This window comes from Flavobacterium sp. UBA4854, from assembly GCF_002399805.1.
GTDB lineage: Bacteria > Bacteroidota > Bacteroidia > Flavobacteriales > Flavobacteriaceae > Flavobacterium > Flavobacterium ginsengisoli.
On the sequence record NZ_DHEI01000020.1, the window covers coordinates 12,072 to 20,275 of the forward strand.

Consider the following 8,204-nt stretch of genomic DNA (forward strand, 5'->3'; position numbering starts at 1 on the left):
ATAATGATTTCATCTCCTGGATCTGTAATTGTGGCCAGTGCAAAAAGTAAGGCTTCAGAGCCACCAGTTGTTACAATGATGTCTTCTGTGTTAACGTTTACATTTTGGCGCTGGTAAAAATGAGCTAATTTTTTTCTATAGCTTTCATATCCGGCAGACGGACTGTATTCTATAATACTCAAATCAATATTTTTTACCGCCTCGATGGCCACTTCCGGTGTCTTGATATCCGGTTGACCAATGTTTAAGTGATACACCTTGTGTCCCTTTTTCTTTGCTAAATCAGCAAAAGGAGCCAGCTTGCGTATCGGAGATTCGGGCATGTTTCTTCCCTTGAGTGAAATTGTCGGCATGAGTATAAATTATTGAAGTGCAAATTTGCATATTTTTTTCGAATTTAACGTAAACAATAAGGGTACTTCCAAAAATGTAACAATAATAAATATATTTACTAATTTTATAATAAAATATTGTCAATGAAAAAATATATAGTATTGTTTTTTGGGTTATTCTTACCTTTTTTGCTTTTCGGGCAAGGCGATTTCATATTGGAAAACAATGCAACAAAGGCTACGATCCCTTTTAAATTGATAAATAACCTCGTTTTTATTCCTATAAAAGTGAATGGAGTAGAGTTGAATTTTCTTCTTGATTCTGGTGTTGAAGAAACACTTTTGTTTAGTATGGAAGATAAACAAGAAGTTAGTTTTAACAATGTTGAGAAAATCAAACTCCGAGGATTAGGAAGCGAAGAAGAGATAGAAGGCTTGAAATCGACAAAGAATATTCTAGAAACGCATGGTCTGAAATCAAGCGACCATATGGTTTTTATTATCCTAGATCAAAGTTTTAATTTGTCTTCTCATATTGGAATTCCTGTTAATGGAATTATCGGTCATAAATTCTTTAGAAACAATCTTGTCGAAATTAATTACCAGAAAAAGAAAATAATAGTTCATGCTAAGAGCGATAGATATCAGGGAAAACTTGATAAACAGTTTAAAATGGTTCCGATAACGGTAGAAAAGTCAAAACCTTATATAATTACAAAAGCTACAGTTAATGATCAAGAAATTCCGGCAAAGCTTTTAATTGATATTGGAAATAGTGATGCTTTTTGGATTTTTGAAAATGATAAAATAAAACTCCCGAACAAAAACTTTCCTGATTTTTTAGGAAAAGGTTTTAGCGGTGACATTGAAGGACATCGCGCTAAAATTGATAAATTCTCTATAGACGAATTTGATTTTAAAAAACCTATTGTCTCTTTTCCTGATTCTGCATCAATTCGTAACGTGAAGATGGTTCCAGGACGTATCGGTTCTGTTGGCGGAGAAGTTTTGAAACGATTTACCTTAGTTTTAGATTATAAAGAAAAAAAACTGTACTTAAAAAGAAACAGCAAATTTGGAGAACCTTTTACTTATAATAAGAGCGGAATTACGATTCAGCACAACGGACTTCAATGGGTGCAAGAAACAGTACATTTAGAGACTGTAAGGGTTGCTTCTACAATGGACGAATTGCAGGAAAAAGACAAAAACGAAAATAACTTTAAGTATAAATTTGCTCTTAAGCCAGTTTACGAAATAGTAAATGTGCGTGAGAATTCTGCTGCTGAAAAATGTGGATTGCGAAAAGGTGACATTATAGTTAGTATCAATAAAAATCAGCCATATAAATACACTCTTCAACAAATAAATAATCTTTTGAAATCTGAAGATGATGTATGGATTAATCTTGAGGTAGAACGAAATAGTTTGGTGCTTAAATTTAGGTTTAAATTAGAAGATGAGTTGTAAAAAAGTAGAATTTTAATTTTGGGTTGATTTCTTTAAAAACCCCATTTTAAGCTATTGTAATGTAGGTGTGTCTTTTTTTTGTGAAAATAAGTTTACTAAAAATTAGCTTTTTAGTTAGATAATTTCTTATGTTTAGCAAAAATTTAATCTATGGCAAAAAACTACATTAACTACCTACATTTTGTATTGTTTTTTATTTTTTTTTCCTTACTTCCTTCAAAACTAACGGCACAATGTGCTGGTACTGACAATGTAAATGAATTAATTTGCGATGTCACTAATCCCATTTATCAGTCAGTAAATTTATTTTCTTTGTTAGGAGGTTCTCCAATTCCAGGCGGAACATGGACAGATGATAATAATCTACAAGGTTTAGATCCTTCTACAGGTATTTTAAATGCTCAATTTATCCTTAGCGGAGGAGAATATCACTATACCTATACGGCTCCAACGACTTCGGGGTGTACAAATAACAAAGCTGTAGTCACGATTACAATAGGCGCATACGTGGGCGTGGGATCTGAAGCAACAGTTTGTAACGAAAATAATTTTTTTAATCTTTTTACAGCTTTTGACAGTAAGGTTATGGGGCCACATGTAAACGGAAGTTTTACTACCGATAAAGGGCAGCCTGTACCGCGTACAATACCAATTGGACAATATACAACCAAAACTACGCTTAATTTTATATATACTGTACCGGCAGTGCCGGCGTGTTCTCCTGATACAAAGTCAACCAATGTGCAGGTGACCATTTTTATAGCTCCTAAAATTGGAGAACCACAAGATTTGGAATTATGTGGGACTACAGATTTGGCGGCCTACACCGATTTAGATTTATTTGACCGGATAGGTGAAGGGGATAAAGGAGGTACTTGGACAGGTATGGGATTGACTTCTGCTACAGATCATAACATTAATCTTCAAGAATTGTTTGATGCAAATGGACCTGGCGTATACCCTTATACCTACACTGTTTTGGCACTTCCTAATAGTAATATATGTGCTAATAAAAGTGCTACTGTAAATATAACTCTCGAAAAAAGACTTGATTTTACAGGATCTAAAATTGAAGTTAGCAAAGATATTTGCGAATCTGAAATCGCGACAGCGACTTATTCGGCAAAAATTACCCAAGGACAAGATAATATTCCTAATGGGAAATATGATGTAAGCTTTAATATTGTTGGGCCAGGAGTATCAGCATCTGATAATGTAAGAGGAGATTTTGTAAATGGAGAATTTAATTTTCCAATAAAAGCATCTTATTTTAAAGAAGTAGGTGAGTATACGATAACGGTTACAGGTATAGTGTCTACAACAAGTAAAAGAAAATGCGTAGACATTTTCAATCCGTTTTCGAGTGTTTTAACAATTTATCCGTTACCGCTTTTAACTAATGCTACGCTAATAGCGCTTCCTGTTTGCCAAAATGATATAGCAACAATTGATATTATTGCACCTCAATTGCTTGATGGTACTTATCGTATTTCTTACAATATAAATGGAGATAATCTAGCTATGGGCGAAACAGCAGAAATACAATCTGTTGGCGGAAAAGCATCTTTTACAATTCCAGGAAACCTGAGTAAAAGAAGCGGATTGTCGGTAATTACAATTTATAATATAACCAATATTACAAATCCTTCACCACAATGTGCCAATACAGCAAATGTTGCAGGAAATCTATATGTAAATCCGTTGCCAAATGCATTAACTGTAATTGCGGCAGTTAAAGATTATTGCTTGAATGCCCCTGTTACTGTTGAAATTTCTGGATTGGAAACTTTAACCAATGTTAGTATTTCTTATCAATTGTCAGAAAGTAATATTTCTGGAATACAAACTATTAGTAATACAGTGCAAAATGGTAAGTTAGATTTTGTAATTCCTGCCGAATTGCTTTTAAATACAGGTTCAACAAAAATTACATTATTGAATTTAACTAATACGGTTACAAATTGTGATGTCGATTTAATCAACATTACAGACGATTTCATTATAAATCCGATTCCGCCTGCACCAATTGTTTTAGATCAGAACTTTTGTAAAGTTGACGAGGCAGTAATTGCCAATTTAGAACCAAAAGGAACTCAGTATAAATGGTATAATTCTGCAACAGCAACAACGCCACTCGCCGTTGATTATGTTTTAAAAACAGAAGATTATTACGTTACAGAAACCTCTGCTGAAGGTTGTATTTCAGAACCCGCAAAAGTTTCGGTAGTGATAAATGATACGCCAGCACCAGAAATGAACGAAACGGCAGATTTTTGCGGTTTAGCAAATCCGAAAATAAGTGATTTATCCAGTAAGACAAATGTTCCGTCAACAGTAGCTTGGTATGATTCTGTAGACGGAAATTTATTGCCTTCAACCACATTATTGGTACACAATGCAATTTATTACGGATACGATTTAAATGAAACAACAAGATGTCTGTCTGAAAATTATAAAGAAGTGAAAGTCTCTTTACGAGATTGTGAAGTTGCTCAGTACGATTTCTTTGTTCCTGACGGATTTTCTCCAAACGGAGACGGTGTAAACGATTCATTTGTGATAAAAGATATTGAATTTTTATATCCAAACTATACACTTGAAATTTATAACAGGTACGGCAACGGAATGTATAAAGGAGATAATAGTAAACCAGCTTGGGATGGCAAGAATTACGAGAAAAGCGGTATCGCTGGAGGCGTTGCGCCCAATGGAGTTTATTTTTATGTACTGCATTTTAATAAAGACAATAAACCGCCACAACAAGGCCGTCTTTACTTAAATCGATAATCTCTTTTATATTTTTAATATAATTTTCAAATGAAAAAAATAATACTCCTTATAAATTTCCTTTTCTGTTTATCCATTTCTGCCCAGCAAGATCCTGAGTATACGCATTATATGTATAATATGAGCGTTGTTAATCCTGCTTATGCAACTGGAGTTCCCGCCATGATGAATTTTGGCGGATTATACAGAACGCAGTGGGTTGGCGCTTACGGTGCTCCTAAAACATTTACATTTTTTGGACATACGGCAATTAATGACAAAATAGAAGCAGGAATCTCATTTATTTCTGATGATATTGGTGACGGTGCAAAAAAGGAAAACAATGTTTATGCTGACTTTGCCTATGTTTTAAAATTAGGTGGAAAAAATAAATTATCGTTAGGTTTAAAAGCTGGATTTTCGTCTATGCAAACTAATTTTAACGGATTCAGATTTACAGATCCTCAAACAGATTTAGCTTTTTCAGAAAACATAAATGCAACAAAACCTAATATTGGAGTTGGAGCTTATTATTTTAGAGATAATCTATACGTTGGATTGTCTGCACCGAATTTACTAAAGTCAAAATACATCGAAGAGAAGTCAGGAGTTAATGCGTTTGGTTCAGAAGAAATACATACTTTTTTGACAGCGGGTTATGTTTTTCAGGTTAATGATAAAGTGAAATTGAAACCAGCATTTATGTCAAAATTTGTAAAAGGTGCACCAATTAGTTTAGATGTTACTGCTAATGTTTTGTATAATGAAAAATTCGAATTTGGAGCAGCATACAGAATTGATGATTCGGTAAGTGCACTATTTAATATAAATGTTACGCCAACGCTGAGAGTAGGTTATGCCTATGATTACACACTTACAAACTTCGGACAGTTTAATTCAGGAACACACGAAATTATGCTTTTGTTTGATTTGGACTTGTTAGGAAAAGGATTTGATAAATCTCCAAGATTCTTCTAAAATGAAAAATATGAAAAAATTACTCGTTATTGTATTCGTATTTTCAATACAGTTTATAAAGGCACAAGATCAGGAATTAGCAAGAGCAAAACGTTTTTTTGATAAAACGTATTACAGCGAAGCCATTATTTTATATCAAAAATTAGCAGACGAAAGACCTTCTCAAGAAGTCATTAAAAATCTAGCCGATTCTTATTTCTATACCAATGAATTGATTAAAGCGCAACGCTATTATCGTCTCTTGATTGGCAATTACAGCAATAATTTAGACCGAGAATATTATTTTAGATATGCACAAACTCTAAAAGCAACAAATAGTAACGATGATGCAAATGCCAATTTAAAGGAATATTATTCTAAATCTGCAAATGCAGAAGATATGGTCAATTTTGAAAAAGAATTGAAAACTTTAGAAAATGTCACCGCAATTGGTAAACGTTTTGAAATTAAAAATCTTGCGATAAATACGCCAAATTCTGAATTTGGAGCTGTAAAATACAAAGACAATCTAGTTTTTGCAGGAGTAAAATTGAAACCAGGTTTGTTTGACAAAAGATACAAATGGGATAATGAAACCTATTTAAATTTGGTTACGATTCCGCTTAAAAACATTAATTCTGCAGATTCTATTGTTCATTATTTTGCTAAAGAATTAAAAACCGGAATGCACGAATCGAATGCTGTTTTTACAAAAGATGGCAAAACCATGTATTTTACCCGAAACAATTCTAAAAACGGAAAGAAGAAAAAAGACGATAAAAAAATCTCTAATCTTCAGATTTTTAAAGCAGAATTGGTAGAAGGGAAATGGACAAATGTTACGTCGCTTCCATTCAATAGTCCAAATTATTCTGTTGAGCATCCCGCTTTAAGTCCAGATGAAAAAGTATTGTATTTTGCTTCCGATATGCCAGGATCTATCGGCTCTTTTGACATTTATTCGGTTAACATAAATAAAGGGGCATTTGATACTCCGAAAAATTTAGGTTCAGAAATTAATACAGACAAAAGAGAACAGTTTCCTTTTGCTTCTGCAGATAATAAGCTTTATTTTTCATCAGATGGACATTTAGGTTATGGATCTTTAGATGTTTTTGTTTCTGAAATAAATGGAAATGAATATTCAAAACCTGTAAATGTCGGACTTCCATTAAACTCTAATTTAGATGATTTTGCATTTAATATTGATTCAAATACTAAAGAAGGTTTTTTTGCTTCAAATAGAGAAGGAGGAAAAGGAAGTGATGATATTTATCAATTCAAAGAAATAAAAGATTTGATTGTTGAAGATTGTAAGCAATTTATCGCCGGAATTATAACAGATCTTGATACACAATTGGCTTTAGAAAATGCGACGGTACTATTGCAAGATTCAGAAAATAAGACTTTAAATACGATTACCACTTCGGCTGACGGAAAATTCAGTTTTACTGTTGCTTGCGAGGCTTCGTATAAAATTAGTGCTTTCAAAGAAAATTATACTAATGCTTCTAAGATATTGACATTAGACAAAACAAGAGATAAAGTTAATGATGGTTCTTTGGCACTAAGATCTTTAGAAGCAATTCAAAAAGAAGAAAAACAAATTGCTGAAAACAAGAGAAAACAGGAAATTATTATTGAAGAAGAAAACAAGAAAAAAGAAGCCTTGGCAGCAATTGAATTAAAAGAGAAAGACAAAAAAGCCAAAGAAGCGGCAATTGTAGCTGCTGAAATTCGAAAGAACGAAAAAGTAAAAGAAATTTTAGAAAAAGAAAAAGATATTGTCAAGGATAAAGAACGTTTAATCATAAAAACAGATCCTATTTATTTTGATTACGATTTGTGGTATATCCGTAAAGAATCGAAAGTGATTTTAGGACGAGTTGTAGAATTGATGAAGAAATATCCAGACATGAAAATCGAAATCGGATCGCATACCGATTCGCGAGGAAATGAAAAATACAATGCTGATTTATCTCAAAAAAGAGCCAATTCAACGCGAGAATTTATCATACAATCTGGCATAGATTCTAAGCGAGTTGTAGCAAAAGGTTATGGCGAATCGGTTCCAATTATAAAATGCAAAACAGATGAATCTTGCTCAGAAGAAGAACACGAATTGAATAGAAGATCTGAATTTGTAATTAAAAATTTATAAAATTATTGAAAGAAGAAAGCCTTTTTTTCTTTAATTTTATAGTAGTATCAACAAAATAGAAAAAATATGAGAAATCTAACCTTATCTTGTTTGCTTCTATCCTTTATTGGATTGCAAAGCTGTAAAAATGAAGAAAAACAAAAAGCCGCTGAAGCTGTAAAAGCAGAAGGTGAAGCAGTCGTAAGTACTGCATGCTATAAAGCAATTTACGAAAAGGATACAATAGATTTAAAACTAAATACGTTAAAGAACGGAAAATTAACGGGAGATATGGTTATGAATGTAGCACCTTCAACTGTTAGAAAAGGAGAAGTTGCAGGTGAATTCCATGGAGATACTTTATTTGTAGACTACACTTTTAAAGTTAATGAGGACGTTAAAACCTTCAAAAATCCTATGGCATTTTTAAAACGTAACAATCAGCTTATTTTGGGTAACGGAACTATGCAGACAACAATGGGAGTAACTTATTTGGTAAAAGACAAACCGATTGATTTTGACAGCGTAAAATATAAATT

Annotated in this window: 6 protein-coding genes; 5 read left to right on the plus strand and 1 reads right to left on the minus strand. The window is 32.8% G+C overall.

From position 1 onward, the window contains the following. The coding region (locus tag B3J44_RS02160) for an aminotransferase class I/II-fold pyridoxal phosphate-dependent enzyme (RefSeq protein WP_286965413.1) at nucleotides 1-353 on the minus strand (353 nt) is incomplete at its 3' end. Nucleotides 354-476: 123 nt separating this feature from the next. Here B3J44_RS02160 and B3J44_RS02165 point away from each other — a divergent pair. From B3J44_RS02165 to B3J44_RS02185, 5 genes are all read left to right on the plus strand, one after another. Next, nucleotides 477-1,802 (plus strand): PDZ domain-containing protein, encoded by a 1,326-nt coding sequence (locus tag B3J44_RS02165; protein ID WP_198856900.1) that lies wholly within the window; start codon nucleotides 477-479, stop codon nucleotides 1,800-1,802. Between the two features lie 150 nt (nucleotides 1,803-1,952). Then, nucleotides 1,953-4,589, plus strand: coding sequence for a gliding motility-associated C-terminal domain-containing protein (locus tag B3J44_RS02170; RefSeq protein ID WP_286965417.1), 2,637 nt, complete (start codon nucleotides 1,953-1,955; stop codon nucleotides 4,587-4,589). 30 nt (nucleotides 4,590-4,619) lie between these two features. Further along, nucleotides 4,620-5,546 (plus strand): PorP/SprF family type IX secretion system membrane protein, encoded by a 927-nt coding sequence (locus B3J44_RS02175; RefSeq protein ID WP_198856902.1) that lies wholly within the window; start codon nucleotides 4,620-4,622, stop codon nucleotides 5,544-5,546. Nucleotides 5,547-5,556: 10 nt separating this feature from the next. Next, the gene (locus B3J44_RS02180) at nucleotides 5,557-7,686 is read left to right on the plus strand and encodes an OmpA family protein (RefSeq protein WP_286965421.1); all 2,130 of its coding nucleotides are present in this window, start codon (nucleotides 5,557-5,559) and stop codon (nucleotides 7,684-7,686) included. Nucleotides 7,687-7,752: 66 nt separating this feature from the next. Continuing rightward, nucleotides 7,753-8,204, plus strand: a 452-nt coding sequence (locus tag B3J44_RS02185) for a hypothetical protein (RefSeq protein WP_286965423.1), incomplete at its 3' end; no start/stop codon positions are given.